The sequence below is a fragment of the Actinoplanes teichomyceticus ATCC 31121 genome, assembly GCF_003711105.1.
Taxonomy (GTDB): domain Bacteria; phylum Actinomycetota; class Actinomycetes; order Mycobacteriales; family Micromonosporaceae; genus Actinoplanes; species Actinoplanes teichomyceticus.
Window position 1 is genome coordinate 718,113 of record NZ_CP023865.1, and the last position, 17,926, is coordinate 736,038.

Annotated in this window: 14 protein-coding genes; 9 read left to right on the forward strand and 5 right to left on the reverse strand. The window is 72.9% G+C overall.

All coding sequences use genetic code 11. The features are described from left to right. Positions 1–49 precede the first annotated feature (49 nt). Positions 50–1,690, forward strand: a complete 1,641-nt coding sequence (locus tag ACTEI_RS03375; RefSeq protein ID WP_392390161.1) for a molybdopterin-dependent oxidoreductase — start codon at positions 50–52, stop codon at positions 1,688–1,690. Positions 1,691–1,849: 159 nt separating this feature from the next. Here the strand turns inward: ACTEI_RS03375 and ACTEI_RS03380 are convergent, their stop codons facing one another. Next, complete coding sequence (locus tag ACTEI_RS03380; protein WP_122976293.1) at positions 1,850–2,236, reverse strand: WhiB family transcriptional regulator; 387 nt, start codon at positions 2,234–2,236, stop codon at positions 1,850–1,852. 231 nt (positions 2,237–2,467) lie between these two features. Between ACTEI_RS03380 and ACTEI_RS03385 the strand changes: the two genes are divergently transcribed. Next, positions 2,468–3,316, forward strand: coding sequence for a response regulator transcription factor (locus ACTEI_RS03385; protein ID WP_122976294.1), 849 nt, complete (start codon positions 2,468–2,470; stop codon positions 3,314–3,316). Positions 3,317–3,506: 190 nt separating this feature from the next. On the opposite strand, the gene ACTEI_RS03390 is transcribed toward ACTEI_RS03385, so the two are convergent. Next, on the reverse strand, positions 3,507–3,902 hold the full coding sequence (locus tag ACTEI_RS03390) for a DUF5319 domain-containing protein (RefSeq protein WP_122981892.1): 396 nt from the start codon (positions 3,900–3,902) through the stop codon (positions 3,507–3,509). Positions 3,903–4,037: 135 nt separating this feature from the next. Between ACTEI_RS03390 and guaB the strand changes: the two genes are divergently transcribed. Both guaB and ACTEI_RS03400 read left to right on the forward strand, forming a co-directional pair. After that, positions 4,038–5,525, forward strand: a complete 1,488-nt coding sequence (gene guaB / locus ACTEI_RS03395) for an IMP dehydrogenase (protein WP_122976295.1) — start codon at positions 4,038–4,040, stop codon at positions 5,523–5,525. Positions 5,526–5,580: 55 nt separating this feature from the next. After that, positions 5,581–6,699: a GuaB3 family IMP dehydrogenase-related protein gene (locus tag ACTEI_RS03400; protein WP_122976296.1), complete on the forward strand. Its 1,119-nt coding sequence runs from the start codon at positions 5,581–5,583 to the stop codon at positions 6,697–6,699. 45 nt (positions 6,700–6,744) lie between these two features. Here ACTEI_RS03400 and ACTEI_RS03405 read toward each other — a convergent pair whose 3' ends face one another. Together ACTEI_RS03405 and ACTEI_RS03410 are read right to left on the reverse strand one after the other, a co-directional pair. Further along, complete coding sequence (locus tag ACTEI_RS03405; RefSeq protein ID WP_122976297.1) at positions 6,745–8,166, reverse strand: M1 family metallopeptidase; 1,422 nt, start codon at positions 8,164–8,166, stop codon at positions 6,745–6,747. Between the two features lie 27 nt (positions 8,167–8,193). Next, complete coding sequence (locus ACTEI_RS03410) at positions 8,194–9,297, reverse strand: LCP family protein (RefSeq protein ID WP_122976298.1); 1,104 nt, start codon at positions 9,295–9,297, stop codon at positions 8,194–8,196. A 143-nt stretch (positions 9,298–9,440) separates the two neighbouring features. Between ACTEI_RS03410 and ACTEI_RS03415 the strand changes: the two genes are divergently transcribed. From ACTEI_RS03415 to ACTEI_RS03435, 5 genes are all read left to right on the forward strand, one after another. Then, the gene (locus ACTEI_RS03415) at positions 9,441–11,228 is read left to right on the forward strand and encodes a S8 family serine peptidase (RefSeq protein ID WP_122976299.1); all 1,788 of its coding nucleotides are present in this window, start codon (positions 9,441–9,443) and stop codon (positions 11,226–11,228) included. Between the two features lie 83 nt (positions 11,229–11,311). Further along, a complete protein-coding gene (gene guaA / locus ACTEI_RS03420; RefSeq protein ID WP_122976300.1) occupies positions 11,312–12,859 on the forward strand; it encodes a glutamine-hydrolyzing GMP synthase in 1,548 nt (515 codons plus the stop codon). 131 nt (positions 12,860–12,990) lie between these two features. Continuing rightward, entirely contained in the window at positions 12,991–13,938 is a 948-nt protein-coding gene (locus ACTEI_RS03425) for an NUDIX hydrolase (protein ID WP_122976301.1), read from the forward strand. A gap of 5 nt (positions 13,939–13,943) precedes the next feature. Further along, complete coding sequence (locus ACTEI_RS03430; protein ID WP_122976302.1) at positions 13,944–14,834, forward strand: NUDIX domain-containing protein; 891 nt, start codon at positions 13,944–13,946, stop codon at positions 14,832–14,834. A gap of 150 nt (positions 14,835–14,984) precedes the next feature. Beyond that, complete coding sequence (locus ACTEI_RS03435) at positions 14,985–15,962, forward strand: CDP-alcohol phosphatidyltransferase family protein (RefSeq protein WP_372443236.1); 978 nt, start codon at positions 14,985–14,987, stop codon at positions 15,960–15,962. A 676-nt stretch (positions 15,963–16,638) separates the two neighbouring features. Here ACTEI_RS03435 and ACTEI_RS03440 read toward each other — a convergent pair. Continuing rightward, positions 16,639–17,883, reverse strand: a complete 1,245-nt coding sequence (locus tag ACTEI_RS03440; RefSeq protein WP_122976304.1) for a phosphatidylserine decarboxylase — start codon at positions 17,881–17,883, stop codon at positions 16,639–16,641. Positions 17,884–17,926: the final 43 nt, after the last annotated feature.

Consider the following 17,926-nt stretch of genomic DNA (forward strand, 5'->3'; position numbering starts at 1 on the left):
GACCGGGGCGGGGCGGCCGGCGGCCCACTTGGCGGGGCAGGATGGCGTGGTGAGGACATCGATCCGCGCCGGGCTGTCCGGCGTCGCCGCGGCCGCGGCCGCGCTCGGGGCGGCCGAACTGCTCGCCGTGCTCACCGGGGCCCGCTCGGCGCCTCTGGTGGCGGTCGGCGGTGTGGTCGTCGATCACGTGCCGGGGCCGGTCAAGGACCTCGGCATCGCGCTGTTCGGGGTGCACGACAAGACCGCGCTGCTCACCGGCACGGCGATCCTTCTCGGCCTCTACGCCTACGGGGTCGGGGTGCTGGCCCGGCGCCGGTGGCCGGTCGCGGTCGCCGGGGTGGCGCTGTTCGGGCTGCTCGGGGCCGCCGCGGCGGGGACCCGCCCGGGCGCCGGACCGCTCGCGGTGCTGCCGTCGCTGGCCGGCGCGGCCCTGGCCGTCCCGGTGCTGCGCCACCTGCTCCGCCTCGCCGGCGCGCCTGGCGAGGCCCGGCCGGGTCGGGTGGCCGCCGCGGAGAGCGGGCCGGGTCGGGCGGTCGCCGCGGCGAGCGGGCCGGACCGGGTGGCCGCCGCGGAGAGCGGGCCGGGTCGGGCGGTCGCCGCGGAGAGCGGGCCGGACCGGGTGGCCGCCGTCGGGAGCCGGCGGCGCTTCGTCCGGGACCTGGGCGTCGTGGCCGCCGTCGCCGCCGGTGGCGGGGTGGCCGGGCGGTGGCTGGCCGCGCGCGGCGCGGTGACCTCGGCACGCGGCGCGGTGCGGTTGCCGGCGGCGGCCGGGCCGGCGCCGGCGGTGCCGTCCGGTGCGCAGGTCCGCGGCGCGGTGCCCTACGTGACGCCGAACCGGGACTTCTACCGGATCGACACCGCGCTGATCACGCCGCAGGTCGACCCGGCGGGCTGGACCCTGCGGATCCACGGGATGGTCCGCAACCCGATCACCCTCACCTGGGCGCAGCTGCTGCGACGCCCGATGGTGCAGCGCTACGTCACGCTGGCCTGCGTCTCCAACGAGGTGGGCGGCGACCTGATCGGCACCGCGCTGTGGCTGGGCACGCCGATCCGTGCCCTGCTCGACGAGGCCGACCCGCTGCCGGGAGCGGACCAGGTGGTGCAGCGGTCGGCCGACGGCTGGACGTGCGGCACCCCCACCGCGGTCCTGCGCGACGGGCGGGACGCGCTGCTGGCCGTCGGGATGAACGGCGAGCCCCTGCCGGTCCGGCACGGGTTCCCGGCCCGGATGATCGTTCCCGGACTGTACGGCTACGTCTCCGCCTGCAAGTGGATCACCGAGATCGAGCTCACCCGGTTCGCCGACTTCGACGCGTACTGGGTGCCGCGCGGCTGGGCGGCGCAGGCCCCGATCAAGACCCAGTCCCGGATCGACACCCCTCGTGACGGCGCCTCGCGCCGGGCCGGCCCGATCGTCGTGGCGGGGGTGGCATGGGCCCAGCACACCGGTGTCGCCAAGGTCGAGGTGCAGGTGGACGACGGTCCCTGGGAGGTCGCCGCGCTGGCGCCGACGGTCTCCGCGGACACCTGGCGGCAGTGGAGCCACTCCTGGACGGCGACGTCCGGGGAGCATGTCCTGCGGGTGCGGGCGACCGATACGGACGGGTACACGCAGACGTCGCAGACCGCGGATCCGGCGCCGGACGGGGCGACCGGATGGCACCAGGTGACGGTTTCAGTCGACTAGTTGAAAGCCGCACTTTCGGTCCGACTTGAAGGCACAAGTCGCTCATACGGTGGGTTGCATGTCCACCAATGCGGTTGAAGAACCGCGAAACCACTCGACACGGCCCCCCGGGGAGGACCGTGTCGCCAGTCGTGTGGTGATGCCGCGCGCCGGGCGCCCTCAGGCGGCCGGCGCCTGCCGTTGTGCGGGCACCGCTGATTTGTGGGGCCGGCCGAGGCGCGCCTCCAGCCGGACCAGGTCGACACGTCCGTGATGATCCGCCGCATCCTCCCAGCCGACCGCGAGCAGCCGCAGCCGCTCCGATTCGCTGAAACCTCCCCAGACCCCGTACGGCTCGCGCACCGCGAGGGCGTGGGCGGCGCACTCGGCACGCACCGGGCACGCGCCGCACATCGTCTTGGCCTTGGCCTCGCGGCGATTGCGGGACGATCCGCGCTCACCGTCCGGGTGGAAGAACTGCGCACTGTCCCGGCCCCGGCAGAGTCCCAGCCGCTGCCAGTCCCACAGGTCGGCGATCGGCCCGGGCAGCCTGCGAACGTTCGACATCAACACCCTCCTCACCGCGCGGCACCGCGGAGTGGTCGACATGGGGGCCGGAGACTGGCCTCACGCGGGTGTACCCCGGCGGTCGCCGGCTCACACGCAACATGTCGATGTCTCTCCGAGCGGCGTGGCAAACAGGTGGCAAGTCATACCTTTCTTTCCCGTTTTTTCCATCTAAAGCGCGTAATGCTGCGGCCCTCGCGTGATCTCCTCTGAGAGAGAAGGAGGATCACTGTGCGTACCGTCCTCGTGTGCGTCCGAACCCCGCTGGCGGCCCAGACCGTCGCGTCCACCGCGGCCCGGCTCGGCATGACCGGCGTCGTCCGGACCGCGGTCAGCGAGACCGAGGCCATGATCCGACTGGCGGAACGGCCGGCCGAAGTCGTCCTGGCCGACACCGCCGTGACCCGACCTGACAGCGTCGGCTTCACCCGGCGCGTACTCGCCCGAGCTCCGCAGGCCCAGGTGGTGCTCTTCGGGGCGGAGGATCCCCGGGTGGCGGCGGCGGCCGTGGCCGCCGGCGCCCGCGGCGTGATCCGCGGCGTGGAGCACGATCTGGTCAGCGTCGTCGCCAAGGCGCTGCTCCTGCTGCTGTTGCCGGTGCGCCCGCAGGGTATGCCGATCAACGGCGCGAACGCCCAGCCGGCCGGGGTGGCCGGCGGGATGCGCAACAACAACTCGCCCGCCGCGCGCGGGCAGTACCGCGACGGCATGGGCATGGGGTCGCCGAACGCGGCGGCGGTGCCGGCCATGCTGCCGAACTCGCCGATGGTGCCCGCGCAGCGCGGCGACGCCCCGATCGATCCGGCCACCGGCCGGCCGATGGTGGCCTGGCCCGGCAACGAGGCCGGGGCCGGGATGCCGGACGCCGCGCCGGCCGGGCGGCGGCTCACCCTCACCGAGCGCGAGCTGCAGGTGCTGCGCGGGATGGCGGACGGCAAGAGCAACGCCGAGATCGGCCGGGAGCTCTTCGTCTCCGAGGACACCGTGAAGACGCACGCCCGCCGGTTGTTCCGCAAGCTCGGGGCCCGCGACCGCGCCCACGCGGTCGCCGCGGGCTTCCGGGCCGGGCTGGTGGCCTAGACCGATGGCGGGGGCAGGGCCCGCTGCCCCCGCCGCCGCTCCTTCCCGGTACGACCGGCGAGCCAGGTCCGCGGGCCACCCGGCCACGCCCCGTGGCCACCGCGCGCGACGCGGGCCCGGCCGCGATTCGCCGGTACCCGGGCGGCGCCAGGGGTGGTCATCCGCGCCGGAGCGTCACCGGGCCGGCCGGTCAGTCGTCGTCGGAGCCCTCGGTCAGGGTGTCGTGCACACCGTCGGCGTATCCGCGGGCGTACTCCCACGTCACGTAGTGGTCCGGGTCGGGGTCGTAGGCCGGCTCGTGCACCCGCGGCCGTCCGCTGCTCAACAGGTGACGCAGGTTGCCCCGGAGCAGATCCCAGTCGAAGTAGTGCGGCTCGTGGCAGTCCTCGCACTCGATGACGAGCCCACGGATGCCGGTCGGACTCAGCAGCGCCTGGTAGATCTCCAGGTCGGAGAGGTCCTCCAGGACATCCTGCCGCTCGTCCTCGGTCAGCGGTTCGTTCTCGGCGTCCTCGGTGAGGTCGTCGAGTTCCGCGGCCGGATCGGCGGGGTCGCCGTTGAACGGGTCGATCGGCTCTTCTTGCACCCTCATACCGTACTCACCTCCCGGGCGGGTGTGCTGGCCCGCACGTTGTGTCCGCCGCCCGGGTGCGGCCGCCGGGATGGGTAGGATGATGGACTCCGCCTCTTGTCTAGGGATGACCTGTTCTAGGGATGATCTGTGGAAACTGACAGCGCTCGCACTGTTCCGCTCGGTCTGACTTTCGACGACGTGCTGTTGCAGCCCGGCGAGTCGGACGTGGTGCCCAGTCGGGTCAACACGGTCACGCGCCTCACCCGCAACGTCGAACTGTCCATCCCGCTGCTCTCGGCGGGGATGGACACGGTCACCGAGGCGCGGATGGCGATCGCCATGGCCCGCCAGGGCGGCATCGGCGTGCTGCACCGCAATCTCTCCGTCGAGGATCAGGCAACCCAGGTCGATCTGGTCAAGCGGTCCGAGTCCGGCATGATCACCAACCCGGTGACCTGCAGCCCGGACGACACCCTGCGCCAGGTCGACGCCCTCTGCGGGCGGTACCGGATCTCCGGCGCCCCGGTGGTCGACGCGGCCGGCGTGCTGGTCGGCATCGTCACCAACCGGGACATGCGCTTCGTCAGCGACCTGGACGCCAAGGTCCGGGACGTGATGACCAAGGCGCCGCTGATCACCGCCCCGGTCGGGGTGACCAAGGACGAGGCGCTGGAGCTGCTGAGCCGGCACAAGGTGGAGAAGCTGCCGCTGGTCGACGCGGGCGGCCACCTGCGCGGGCTGATCACGGTCAAGGACTTCACCAAGAGCGAGCAGTACCCGAACGCGGCGAAGGACGCGCAGGGCCGGCTGCGGGTGGCCGCGGCGGTCGGGGTCGGCGACGAGTCCTACAAGCGGGCCCGGGCGCTGGTCGACGCCGGGGTGGACGTGGTCATCGTCGACACCGCGCACGGCCACCAGCGCGCGGTGCTGGAGATGGTCGCCCGGCTGAAGAAAGACGTCACGATCGACATCGTCGGCGGCAACGTCGCGACGTACGCGGGCGCCAAGGCCCTGGTGGAGGCTGGCGCCGACGCGGTGAAGGTGGGCGTCGGGCCCGGCGCGATCTGCACCACCCGGATCGTCGCGGGCGTGGGCGTGCCGCAGATCACCGCGATCATGGAGGCCGCCCGGGCGTGCCGGCCGGCCGGCGTGCCGGTGATCGGCGACGGCGGCATCCAGTACAGCGGGGACATCGCCAAGGCGATCGTGGCCGGGGCCAGCACGGTGATGCTGGGCAGCCTGCTGGCCGGCTCGGAGGAGAGCCCGGGCGAGCTGATCTTCATGAACGGCAAGCAGTTCAAGTCGTACCGGGGGATGGGCTCGCTGGGCGCGATGCAGTCGCGCGGGCAGGCCAAGTCGTACTCCAAGGACCGCTACTTCCAGCAGGACGTGAACGAGGACAAGCTGGTCCCCGAGGGCGTCGAGGGGCAGGTGCCCTACCGTGGCCCGCTGTCGCGGGTGGCGCACCAGCTCATCGGCGGGCTGCGCGCGGCCATGGGTTACGTGGGCGCGGAGACGATTCCCGACCTGCAGGAGCGCGGACAGCTCATCCGGATCACCGCGGCCGGGCTCAAGGAGAGCCACCCGCACGACATCCAGATGACCGTCGAGGCTCCCAACTACCACTCCCGGTGAGTGCTCACACCACCCCACCCGCCGCCCAGAGAAGGATGAAGGGCAGACTCGCACCATGCGTGACGTAGTGGAGATCGGCCTCGGCAAGACCGCCCAGCGCGGGTACCACCTGGATGACATCGCGATCGTGCCGAGCCGGCGGACCCGGGACGTGGACGACGTGTCGACCGAGTGGAAGCTCGACGCGTACCCCTTCAGGATCCCCTGCGTCGCGCACCCGTCGGACGCCACCATGAGCCCGGAGTCGGCGATCGCCCTGGGCCGCCTCGGCGGCCTGGGCGTGCTCAACGCCGAGGGCCTCTGGACCCGGTACGAGGATCCCACCAAGATCCTTGAGGAGCTCGCCTCGCTGGACGAGGACGCGGATGCCACCAAGCGCCTGCAGGAGGTGTACGCCGAGCCGATCAAGCCGGAGCTGATCGCCGAGCGGGTCCGGCACATCCGCGACGGCGGGGTCACCGTGGCCGTCCGGGTGTCGCCGCAGCACACCCTGGCGCTCGCCCCGGTGATCCTGGACGCCGGGGTGGACCTGCTGGTCATCCAGGGCACCCTGGTCTCGGCCGAGCACGTCTCCACCACCGACGAGCCGCTCAACCTCAAGGAGTTCATCGCCGACCTGGACCTGCCGGTCATCGTCGGCGGCTGCACCGACTACAAGACCGCCCTGCACCTGATGCGCACCGGCGCGGCCGGGGTGATCGTCGGGGTCGGCGCGGACGAGTGGTCCACCACCGACACCGTGCTCGGCATCCGGGTGCCGATGGCGACCGCGATCGCCGACGCCGCGGCCGCCCGCCGCGACTACCTCGACGAGACCGGCGGGCGGTACGTCCACCTGATCGCCGACGGCGGCATCGCCACCTCCGGCGACATCGCCAAGGCGATCGGCTGCGGGGCGGACGCGGTGATGCTGGGCGAGCCGCTCTCGCTGGCCGAGGGCGCGCCGGCCGGTGGCGCCTGGTGGCACTCGGCGGCCAGCCACCCGTCCCTGCCGCGCGGCGGCTTCTGCATCGCCGGCGAGCCGGACGGCAGCCTGGAGCAGCTCCTCTACGGCCCGGCGAACAGCCCGGACGGCCAGCTCAACCTGTTCGGCGGCCTGCGCCGGGCGATGGCCAAGTGCGGGTACCGCGACGTCAAGGAGTTCCAGAAGGTCGCGCTGGTCCTCGACCGCTGACGATCCGATCGGGGGGCGGGCCGGTGCACCGGCCCGCCCCCCGGATCACTGCTCCGGCGGGGTCGTGGCGTGCAGCCACGTGTCGAACAGGTCGTCCAGCTGCCGGCCGGAGACGCGTTCGGCGGTCGCGACGAACTGCGCGGTGTCGCCGTTGCCGTCGCGGTTCTCGCTGGTCCACGTCTTCAGCAGCCGGAAGAACGCGTCGTCGCCGATCGTCTTGCGCAGCGCGTGCACGGTCATCCCGCCGCGCTGGTAGACCGCGGCGCCGAAGATCCGGGCCGGGCCCGGGTCGCCGGGCGGCACGCTCCAGTCGAACCCCGCGTACGCCTTGTCGAACCGCTGTTGAGCGGTCGGGCCACCGTCGTGCTCGGACCAGAGCCACTCGGCGTACGTCGCGAACCCCTCGTTGAGCCAGATGTCCTGCCACCGGCGCAGCGCCACGCTGTCGCCGAACCACTGGTGCGCGAGCTCGTGCACGACCACCTCGGGGTTCGGCTCGTCCTTGAAGAACGAGGCGCCGTACACCGGGCGGGTCTGGGTCTCCAGGGCGTACTCGATCCGGTCGTCGGTGACCAGGATCCCGCCGTTGGCATCGAACGGGTACGGCCCGAACACGCTCGCCAGGTAGTCGGTGATCTCGCCGGTCCGGGCCAGCGAGCGGGCGGCCGGACTGCCGGCCGGCACCGACTCCGGCACCGCGATGATCATCGGCCGGCCGCCGTGCACGCCCGTGCTGATCCGGTACTGCCCGACCACCACGGTGGAGAGGTAGCTGGCCATCGGCGAGTTCACGGTCCACCGCCAGGTGGTCCAGCCGTTGCTGGTCCGGCGCGGGCCGGGCACCCCGTTGCTGATCGCCTCCAGTCCGGCCGGCACGGTCATCGCGAGCGTGAAGGTGGCCTTGTCGGACGGGTGGTCGTTGACCGGGTACCAGGTGCTCGCCGACTCCGGCTGGCCGAGCGCGATGCCGCCGTCCCGGGTCCGCACCCAGCCGCCGTTGCCCAGCGACTTGTTCTCCAGCTGGCCCGGGATGCCGGCGTAGTCGACCACGACGGTGAACCGGCGGTCCTTCACGAGGCCGGCGGCCGGGGTCACGACCAGCTCGTTGCCGATGGCCCGGGCGGTCGCCGCGGCGCCGTCCACGGTGACCTGGGTCACACTCAGATGGGCCAGGTCGAAGTCCAGGCTGGACAGGTCCTGGGTGGCGGTCGCGGTGATCGTCGCGCGGCCGCTCAGCTTCCCGGTCGCCGGGTCGTAGCGCAGGTCCAGGTCGTAGCCGGCCACGTCGTAGCCGCCGTTGCCGTACTTCGGGAAGTACGGATCACCGGCCCCGTCCGCGCCCGGGCGGAAGTCCGGCGTGCGCGACGGCGACGCCGCGGGTTTCGGTGCGTCGTCGGAGGTACAGGCTCCGGCTGCCAGCAGGACGGCCAGTGCGGCCGCGGCCGGTGGTAAACCCCGTCGTCTCATACGCCGAGGTTAGAGCGGGCCGCCCGGTCAACCCCTGTTGACCAGTTTCGGGTGTGCCTTCAGGTATGCCGCGATCCTGCCCTGGGCGGCCGCGCGCAGGAACCCGCGTGCCTCGGAGTTGAGCTGCTCGCCGAGGTAGCCGCTGCCGCTGCCGACGCCGCTGCCGTCCAACTGGATCATGGTGATGTTCGCCGGGGAGAGGCCACGCAGGGCGTACGCGTACTCGACCGGGCGACGCCCGCCCACCGTGATCAGCGTCCGGCCGAGCGCGGTCAGCACCGGTTCCAGCCGGGACGCGTCGGTCAGCCCGCGGTCCAGCGCCCGGCCGAGGATCGCCTTGACGAGCTGGCGCTGGTGCCGCTGCCGGTCGTAGTCACCGTTGGGCAGGCCGTACCGCTGGCGGGCGTAGTCGATCGCCTGCCAGCCGGTCAGGTGCCGCTTGCCGGGCAGGTAGACCGCCTGGGGGCCGACGTAGTCGCCGCCGACGAGTGTGCGCGCCGTGCCGTCCGGCCGCCGGTGCTTCGACTCGACCCTGCGGTCGATGGTGAGGTCGACGCCGCCCAGCTGGTCGACCAGCTTGTCCAGGCCGCCGAAGTTGAGGATCGCGCCGGCGTGGATGGTCTTGACCCCGGTGTAGCCGCTGATCGTGCGGGCCAGCAGTTCGTACCCGTTCGCGATGTTCCTGGTCGTGCGGCCGGGCACCCGGGAGCCGTACGCCATCGCCTCGGTGAGCTTGTGGCGCCCGCCGGCGAACCCGGACTTCTTGAACGCCGGGATCCGCACCCGCAGGTCGCGCGGCAGTGAGTAGAGGTAGCCGGACTTCAGCCCGGGCTCGACGTGCAGCAGCATGATCGCGTCGGCGTGCGTCTGCCAGTCCGGGATGGTGACCCGGGTGTCCACGCCGACCAGCAGCAGATCCAGCGGTCCGGTCAGGTCCGCGCCGGGCGGCGGCGACGGCGACGCCGACGGGCTGGGCGTGGACTCCGGCACGGGCGTGGATGCCCGCCCGGCCGGCGCCGGGGCATCGGCGCCGGTGGAGCCCCGGCGGACGGCGATCGCCACGCCGATCCCGGCCAGCACGGCCACCACCACCCCGGCGACCACGGCCCACGTGATCTTGCTGTTCCGCATAGCGGAACCCTAGAGCACCCCTGTGACGTGCTCAATCCCTTCGATTCCCGCCTTCTGGAACCGAACTTGCTAAATACAAGATCACCAGTACGCTGGCCGGGCGATTCGCCGGTTCGCGGCGGTCGCGTCGGGGAGGCATCCGCATGAACCCACAAGCCCGGCGGTGGACCGTCGGACTTCTTTCCGCTGCTCTGATCGCGGCCACCGGCGCCGTCGCCGGCCCGGCCGGCGCCGCGCCGGCCGCTCCGGTGTCGTTGCTGGTCGGGCTCAAGCCCGGCTACGACGCCACCGCGCGACTGGACACCCTGGCCCGGCTGGGCCTGCAGGCCGCCGAGGCGCGCGGCCAGGCCCGCACCGGGCGGCTCGCCGCGATCGGCGCGAAGGCCTTCGAGGTCCCGGCGAACCGGGTCGAGCTCACCCTGGCCGCGCTGCGCCGGGACCCGGCGGTCGCCTACGCCTCGGTGGACCCGAAGGCCCAGGCCGTCGACGTCGCGCCCAACGACCCGCTGTTCACCAGCCGCAACCAGCCGGAGCTGGGCCAGATCAAGGTGCCCGCGGCCTGGGGCACCACCACCGGCTCGGGCTCGGTGGTCGTCGCCGTCGTGGACACCGGCGTCACCGAGATCGGTGACCTGTCCGGCCAGGTCATGGACGGGATCGACCTCGCCGGCGGGGACAACTTCCCCAAGGACGAGGGCCGGTTCCCGCACGGCACGGTCGTCGCCTCGCTGATCGCCGGCCGGGGCAACGACGGCCGGGGCATGGCCGGCGTCTGCTGGCAGTGCCAGATCCTGCCGGTCCGGGTGCTGGACCGGGAGGGCAACGGCAGCTACTCCACCATCGCCGACGGCATCATCTGGGCGGCCCAGAACGGCGCGGACATCATCAACCTGTCGCTGGGCGGAGTGACCAACGGCAAGGTGCTGGCCGACGCGGTCGCCTACGCCAACGGCCGCGGCGCGCTGGTGGTCGCCGCCGCCGGCAACAGCAACAGCTCGAAGAGGTTCTACCCGGCGGCGTACCCGGGCGTGCTGTCGGTGGGTGGCTCGGCCACCTACGGCGCCGACTACAACGCCAAGGCGAGCTTCTCCAACTACGGGCCCGACTGGGTGGACGTCGCCGCCCCCGGCTTGACCGCCGGCATGTCCAGCAACGGTGGGTACTACTACGGCAAGACCAACGCCGCGCAGGGCACGTCGTTCGCGGCGCCGCTGGTCTCCGGCGTGGCCGCGCTGGTCAAGTCGGCGCACCCCAACTACACCGGCTGGTCCCTGCAGAACGCCGTCATCTCCTCGGCCGTCAAGCCCACCTCGGTCCGGCCGTGGACGCGGTACGGCCTGGTGAACGCGGCCAAGGCGCTCACCGTGGGCACCGACACCCGGCCGCCGGCCGCCAAGTACATCTCGCCCGGGCAGAACGCCAGGGTGCACGGCAACGTGGCGATCAAGCCGGTCGGCGTGACCGACAACTGGTCCGGCGTGCAGAAGGTGGACCTCTACGTCAACGGCAAATGGGCCAACTGGTCCTACACCTCGCCGTTCGCGCCGACGCTGAAGACCGGCAGCCGGAACGGCCCGATCAGGGTCAAGCTGCGGATCACCGACCGGGCCGGCAACGCGACCTGGACCGGTGAGCGCACGCTGATCGCCGACAACGTCAAGCCGAAGGTCTCGCTCGGCAGCGCCAAGAAGAACAAGGCCAAGGTCAAGGGCACCGTCACGGTGACCGCCAAGGCCAGTGACGCCTCCGGGATCAGCAAGGTCCAGCTGCTGGTCAACGGCAAGGTGGTGGCGACCGACACGACCGCCGGGTACACGCTGAAGTTCAAGGTCAAGAGCCAGAAGAAGACCATGAAGATCAAGCTCCGGGCGTACGACCGGGCGGGTAACTACACCACGACCGGTGTCCTGCGTACGTACTACCGCGCCTGATCCCGCGCAGCCATGAGGGGCCGGTCCGCACGGACCGGCCCCTCATCGCATTCGATCACCGGCCACGCCGGTAAACTCGCCGGGTGAGCACCCCGCGTCCCGTCCTCGTCGTCGACTTCGGCGCCCAGTACGCCCAGCTGATCGCCCGCCGGGTCCGTGAGGCCCGTGTGTACTCCGAGATCGTCCCGCACTCGATGCCGGTGGCCGAGATGCTGGCCAAGAATCCCGCCGCGATCATCCTGTCCGGCGGCCCGTCCAGCGTCTACGAGCCGGGCGCGCCCGTGCTCGACGCGGGCCTGTTCGACAGCGAGGTGCCGGTCTTCGGCATCTGCTACGGCTTCCAGGCGATGGCTCAGGCGCTCGGCGGCACGGTGGCGCACACCGGCTCCCGGGAGTACGGCCGCACCCTGCTGACCGCGCAGGGCGGCTCGCTGCTGCGCGACCTGCCGGCCGGCCTGCCGGTGTGGATGAGCCACGGGGACAGCGTCGCGGTCGCCCCGGCCGGCTTCATGGTCACCGCGTCCACCCCGGGCGCCCCGGTCGCCGCGTTCGAGGACCTGGCCGCCCGGCGCGCCGGCGTGCAGTTCCACCCCGAGGTGGCGCACACCGAGCAGGGCCAGGAGATGCTCAAGCGCTTCCTGTACGACATCGCCGGCATCGAGCCCACGTGGACGCCCGGCAACATCATCGAGGACCAGGTCGCCGCGATCCGCGAGCAGGTGGGCGACAAGCAGGTGCTCTGCGCGCTCTCCGGCGGCGTCGACTCGGCGGTCGCCGCGGCGCTCGTCCACAAGGCGATCGGCGACCAGCTCACCTGCGTCTTCGTCGACCACGGCCTGCTGCGTGCGGGCGAGGCCGAGCAGGTGGAGAAGGACTACGTCGCCGCCACCGGCATCCGGCTCAAGGTGGTCGACGCCGCCGAGCAGTTCCTCGGGCACCTGGCCGGGGTCACCGACCCGGAGCAGAAGCGCAAGATCATCGGGCGCGAGTTCATCCGTACGTTCGAGGCCGCCGCCCGCGAGCTGGACGCCGAGCGGCACATCGAGTTCCTGGTGCAGGGCACGCTGTACCCGGATGTGGTGGAGTCCGGCGGCGGCACCGGCACCGCGAACATCAAGTCGCACCACAACGTCGGCGGCCTCCCCGACGACCTGCAGTTCGCGCTGATCGAGCCGCTGCGCACGCTGTTCAAGGACGAGGTGCGCGCGCTCGGCGCCGCCCTCGGCCTGCCCGAGGCGATGGTGCAGCGGCACCCGTTCCCGGGGCCGGGGCTGGCCATCCGGATCATCGGCGCGGTCGACCGGGAGCGCCTGGACATCCTGCGCCAGGCCGACCTGATCGCCCGCGAGGAGCTGACCGCCGCCGGTCTGGACCGGGATGTCTGGCAGTTCCCGGTGGTGCTGCTGGCCGACGTGCGCAGCGTCGGCGTGCAGGGCGACGGCCGCACCTACGGCCACCCGGTGGTGTTGCGGCCGGTCTCCAGCGAGGACGCGATGACCGCCGACTGGTCCCGCCTGCCGTACGACCTGATCGCCAAGATCTCGAACCGGATCACCAACGAGGTCCGGGAGATCAACCGGGTGGTGCTCGACGTCACGAGCAAGCCGCCGGGCACCATCGAGTGGGAGTGACGGTCGGTAGTGGATCTATAGCTCAGGGCGGGTAAAAACGCCCTGAGCTGCGGTTACGCAGCGCTATCCAACTGTCAGGAACCCGACAGTCGTCGCGGAGAGGTAACATAACCCGGGCAGAATGCCGCTTCGTGACCCCCGCACTGGAACCGCTCCGCAGGATCGCCGCCTACGCCGTCGCGACCGACGACGAAGGCCGCGTTCTCCTGGTCCGGGCCTCGGCCAAATCCGGTACGCCCGGAGTCTGGTCGCTGCCCGGCGGCGCCGTCGACCACGGCGAAGATCCGAACCACACCGTCGTCCGCGAGACCGCGGCGGAGACCGGGCTCTCCGTCGCCGTCACCGGGCTGCGTGACGTCCTGGCCGACATGCGCTCGCTGCCGCATCGAGGCGTCACCATCCACACCGACCGGCTGATCTACACCGTGTCGGTGCGCGGCGGCACCCTGATCGACCGGGTCGGCCATCCCACCGACCTGGCGCGCTGGCACACCCTGGAGGAGGCCGAGCGGCTCAGACTACGGCCGTTCACCGCCGCCGCCCTCGGGCTCAGCGCCGCCTCCGCCGACCTACGCCCGGAGGAGACGCCGGACTTCCCGTCGTTCTACGCCTACCAGGGGCCGGACGGGCTGCACCGCGCGCAGCGCTTCGCGGCGTACGCGATCGCCGCCGACCCGTACCGGAATCTGCTTCTCACCCGCATCGCCCCGGGCTATCCCGGCGCCGGCTGCTGGCATCTGCCCGGCGGCGGCACCGACTACGGCGAGCAGCCCGGCACCGCGCTGATCCGCGAGCTGGTCGAGGAGACCGGGCAGCGCGGCCGGCTGATCGAGCTGCTCGGGGTGGCCAGTCACCGGGACGCGGCCTCGCTCGGCCCGGAGGGCTACCCGATCGACTGGCACGGCGTCCGGGCGTTCTACCGGGTGGTGGTGGACGAGCCCACCGAGGTGACCATCCACGACGTCGGCGGCTCCACCTCCGAGGCCCGGTGGATGCCGCTCGATGCGGTCGCCGCGCTCGCCGCCGACCAGCTCACCGAAGTCACCGCGGATGCGCTGCGGGCGGCGCGGCTAATCTAGGCCCGGTGAAGATCAGAAGGGTGGCGGCGTACGGCGTGTGCCGCGCCGCCGACGGCCGCATCCTGCTCACCCGGGGATCGCACCGCAGCGCGTTCCCCGGGGTCTGGTCGCTGCCCGGCGGCGGCGTGGACCACGGCGAGCACCCGGCCGACGCGGTCGTCCGCGAGTTCGCCGAGGAGACCGGCCTGGCCGTCGCCATCACCGGGATCCGCTCCGTGGTGGCCGACGTGGTCGCGCTGCCGGACGGGTCGGTCGAGCACACCGACCGGATCCTCTACGACGTCACGGTCACCGGCGGCGACCTGCGCCCGGAGACGGACGGCACCACCGACCTCGCCGAGTGGGTGCCGCCGGCCGTGGCGGCCGGGCTGCCGCTGCTGCCGTTCACCGCCCGGGCACTAGGGACGCAGTTCGTCGAGCCGGACGCCGTGCCGGTCGGCGACGAGCCGCCGTACCGCACCGACCGGGTGCAGCGCTTCGGGGCGTACGGCCTGGTCACCGACCCGGCCGGGCGGATCCTGCTGGCCCGGATCGCCGAGGGCTACCCGGGTGGCGGCCTCTGGCACCTGCCCGGCGGCGGCACCGACTACGCCGAGACGCCGGAAGCGGCCATGCTCCGCGAGCTCTACGAGGAGACTTCGCAGCGCGGACGGATCGAGGGTCTGCTCAGCGTCGGACACCGGTACGACCCGGCCGCGCTCGGCCCCGAGGGCGTCCCGATGGACTGGCATGTGATCCGGGTCGTCTACCGGGTAGTAGTGGAGGAACCCGTCACCGCGGCCGTCACCGAGGCGGCCGGCGGGTCCACCGACCGGGCGTCCTGGTTCACCCCGGATGAGGTGGCCGGACTGCCGCTCAGCGAACTGGCCCGGGAAGCACTCGCCCAGGCGGGCTAAAATCGTTACACAGAAGTCGGAGAGCGGCCCGTTGCACAGCGCAACCCAACGGCCTCTCGCCAAGGCCGTCCCGCTGTGCGATGGTGTAACCCGCAATTTCGCCGGGCTCGTCACGATGCCGGTGGACCACGAACTCCATGGAGGAAGCACGTGCCGAGTACCCCTTGGCGCCGGCGTCGATCGACGGATAGTCCCCGTCCCGCCGGTCGCCGCTGGGCTGGCCGCTTGCGCCGAGGCGGGACACTCGCCCGGCAAGCCCTGCTGGTTCGGGTGGGTCGCCGCTCCGCCGAGACGAGCCGGGCCGCCACCGCGACCCGCGCCGAGGTGCTGTACACCGGGTCGGAACCGGGGCTGAGCCGCACCATTCCCGCCCCCGGAGTTCCCCTGGACACCACCGCCTTCGACCAGCCGGTCCTCGACGAGCCGGCCCCGGCGTCGATCCCGCTGCTGCCCGGCGAGCGCACCATGGCGCGCCGGGTCCGGTTCGGCCTGGTCAACGCCTGCACCCTGAGCAGCCTCGGCCTCGGCCTGCTGGCCATCTTCGTGGCCATGGCCGGCAAGCCGCAGATCGCGGCCGTCTGCCTGGTCGCCTGCGTCGCCTTCGACGGACTGGACGGCGCGCTGGCCCGCAAGCTCGGCGTCGCCAGCCCGTTCGGCGCGCAGATGGACTCGCTGGCCGACATGTGCTCGTTCGGCCTGGCCGCGCCGGTCGTGGTCTACGCCTCGCTGACCCAGGAGGCGGTGCCGCAGCCGGCCGCCGCGCTGGCCTGTGCCCTGGTGGCCGGCTGCGCCGCGATCCGGCTGGCCCGCTTCAACGTCTCACCCAAGGACGGCCGCTTCTTCTCCGGCGTGCCGACCACGATGGCCGCGGCGGTGCTCGCCCTGGCCGTGCTGATCGACCTGCCGCTGCCCGGGATGGCGGTGCTGGCCGGCGTCGCGCTGCTCGCCTTCGCGATGGTCTCCAGCTTTCCGTACGCGAAGCTCGCCCGCGTCGTGAAGCTCCCGCCGTGGCTGTGGCTGCTGCCGGTGGTCGGCGCGCTGATGCAGCCGCGGATGACCTTCGTGCTGGTCGTCGCGACGTACCTGGCCTCCGGCCCGATCCTGTGGATGCGCGCCAAGCGCGCCTGACCCGCTCCGTCACGAAAGGCCGCCTCGTAACGGGGCGGCCTTTCGCGTGACGGGAATCGACGCGGGCCCGTGCGCGAGATCACGGCACGTCCACCGCGAGCGGCGGTGTCGGCCCGCCGTGAGTTGTGGTGTCGGCCCGCGGAAGCCGTGGTGTCGGCCCGCGGAAGCCGTGGTGTCGGCCCGGCTCGGTCCGCGGTGTCGGTCCGGCGCGAGCTGCGGAGCGGCCGCTGTTGGCTCGGTGCCGCGCGGGCGAGCGCCGGGCGCGCGCGACCGCGCGGACCGTGGGCGGGCGGCCGCGGGCAGAAGCTCCCGGGGCCGTACCGCAGGAGGTCCGGGCGCGCGGCGCACCCGGAACTCACGGCGCGCGGCGCACCCGGAACTCACGGCGCGCGGCGCACCCGGAACTCACGGCGCGCGGCGCACCCGGAACTCACGGCGCGCGGCGCACCCGGAACTCACGGCGCGCGGCGCACCCGGAACTCACGGCGCGCGGCGCACCCGGAACTCACGGCGCGCGGCGCACCCGGAACTCACGGCACGCGGCCCACCCGGACCTCACCGGCTCATTCGCCGCGGTCGGCGCTCGTCGCCCGGTGTCCCCGCAGGCTCGGCGAGCCTGCCATGACACCGGCAGGCGCGCCTCCTTTCGGGGCGCGCCTGCCCGTGTCGCGTCCGTTCACTTCCAGCGGGCGATGACCGTGGCGCCGCCGATGACCCGCTCGTCGACGCTGACCAGCGCCTCCGCCTTGTCGGCCGGCAGGTAGACGTCGGTACGCGACCCGAACCGGATCAGGCCGAACCGCTCGCCCTTGGCGACCAGGGTGCCGACCGGCGCGCGCTGCACGATGCGCCGGGCGATCAGTCCGGTGCGCTGCGCGACCGCGACGGTGCCGTGGTCGGTGTCCAGGACCGTGTACGCCGCCACGTTGTGCTCGGCGGCGGCGGTCATCGCGTTCGCATAGCCGCCCTCCTCGACGAAGTAGTCGGCCACCCGGCCGGCCACCGGCGAGCGGTTGACGTGCACGTCGAAGACCGACAGGAAGACCGCGATGCGCAGGAACTCGTCCGGCCCGAAGCGCTCGTCGTGCATCCGCTCGATGGAGAGCACCTTGCCGTCGGCGGCGGCGACCACGGCCGACGGATCGCTCGGCACGTCGCGCTCCGGGTCCCGGAAGAACGCCGCGACCGGGGCGGCGGCCACCGCGGGCAGCAGCCACAGCTTCGACTTGGGCCGGGCCCGGCGGGCCAGCGCGGCCAGACCGAGCGCGATGCCGGCCGCGGCGACGCCGTTGGAGTCGATGTGCATGGTGCGGGTCAGCGGCACGCTGGACGGCCGGTACGCCGGGGCGAGGGTGGCCGCGGTCGCCACCTGCGCCGGGGTGAAGCGCAGCTTGTGCACCCGCAGCGGCGGCTGGTTGCGGACCACCAGGTCGGAGCCGACGCCGAAGAGCGAGCCCTGCCGGAACAGCTCGGCGGCGGCGCCCGCGGTGCGGCCCGGTCCGGCCGGGGTGGCGACGGTGAGCACCGCGCCGTCGTTCAGGTGCTTGGTCAGCTCGTCGATCAGGCCGCGGGTCTCCTCGGCGGTGCCGGTGACCGGCTCGCCGACGATCACCACGTCCGCGGTCGGGGCGTCGTCCAGGGAGTCGACGATCCGCACCCGGTCGGCCACCCAGCTGCCCAGGCCGCTGATGTGACCACGGAGCAGGTCGGCGCTGCTGCGCTCGCCGGGCACCAGGACGAGCGTGTCACCCGGCAGCAGCGCCTCGACGGCGGCGGCCACCACGGCCCCGGCGTGGTCGGCGCCGACCAGCAGGGCGGTGGTGGCCGTGTTCTGCCGGGCGAACTCGGCGGTCAGGGCGCGAGCGGCCCGGGCTCCCACGGCCGGGACGGGCGTGGCGGGCACGGCGGGAAACTGGGTCATTCCGCGAGCATATTGCCCCGCCTCGCGGTGGTGACCCGTGGGC